2 protein-coding genes are annotated in these 1,165 nt (G+C 72.6%); both read right to left on the bottom strand.

What is annotated here, in order from left to right; translation table 11 throughout:
* Positions 1-522 (bottom strand): hypothetical protein (locus VB737_RS16835; RefSeq protein ID WP_500314659.1); only part of this gene is annotated, 522 nt, incomplete at its 3' end.
* Positions 519-1,165, bottom strand: a 647-nt coding sequence (locus VB737_RS16830; protein ID WP_500314658.1) for a formyl transferase, incomplete at its 5' end; no start/stop codon positions are given. The genes VB737_RS16835 and VB737_RS16830, both read right to left, overlap by 4 nt.

Genomic DNA, 1,165 nt, shown 5'->3' with positions numbered 1-1,165 from the left:
GACCAGGGCCGCGCCCTGCAGGTCGGCCGGCAGATCCAGCCGCCGCCGGGCCAGCTCCTCCAGCCGGGACGCCAGGGTGGGGTGGGCGCCGTACCAGTACAGGGCGTGCTCCCAGACCAGCTCCCCGCCGGCGTCCATGGCTGTGGACTGGAAGAACACGGCCGGGATGCCCAGGCCCTGGAGCACGTCCATCCCCTGCTCGTAATTGCAGCGCAGGCCGTCATCGAAGCTGACGATCACCCCGAAGTCGGAGCCGGAGGGGAAGCGGCCGGCCCGCAGGTCGGCGTAGGTGAGGAAGCGGGCGCCGCGGCGCTGCAGGACGCCCAGCTCGGCGGCCAGCTCCTTGGGGGGAATCGGCGGCACCCCGAAGCGGTCGAGGAACGGCTCCCGGCCAGGCTCGTCCACCCGGTGATAGAGCAGACACAGAACCTTGCCCCGCAGGCGGCGGAGCCAGAGGCGATCCAACGGCGGCAGGAACAGCAGGTCCGCCGCCCGGTTGGCCGCCCGTCCCAGGCGGCTCATGGCTGCTCCCCCCGCACCACCCGCACGGCCCCGTCGCGGCGCGCCTGGTCGGCCAGGTAGTCGCGCACCAGGCCCCGGGCGATGCGGCGGTTGGCCATCAGCCGCTGCCAGGGCTCGTAGACGTAGCCGGTGCGCCGCAGGAACAGCTTGCCCTTCTCCCACTGGGGCACCCGTGGGGCGGTGCCGGCCTCGAGCCGGTGGGCCGCCTCGATCAGCAGCTCGATGCCCACCTGGAAGCTGCGCACCTCGATGGTCTCGACGTCGTCGTCAGGCTGCATCGGCACGTGGGCCGACAGGATGATGTCGCCGCTGTCGATGCCGGGGTCGATGTGGTGCACCGTCACCCCCACCAGCTCCGGATGCCCCTCCATGAGCATGTAGAGGTTGCAGTTGGCGCCGCGGGAGTAGGGCGACAGCCCGGTGTGCAGGTTGATCAGGCCGTGGCGGATGGCGGGGATCAGCTCCAGCACCGGCGCCCGCAGCAGCTGGGTGCCGTTCACCAGGACGATGTCCGGGGCGACCTGGCGCAGGAACTCGGCGGTGCGCTGCTCGTTGATGGCCGAGGTGACCAGCACCGGCACCCCGGCCGGCAGCTCGGGCGGGGCGCCGTCCCGGTGGAACAGCTGCCGCTGCAGGGCGGCGC

The sequence above is a fragment of the Synechococcus sp. BA-120 BA3 genome, from assembly GCF_034931285.1.
In the GTDB taxonomy this organism is placed as follows: domain Bacteria; phylum Cyanobacteriota; class Cyanobacteriia; order PCC-6307; family Cyanobiaceae; genus Cyanobium.
Note: the sequence above shows the minus strand (reverse complement) of the source record. Positions and strands in the feature narration are given on the sequence as shown.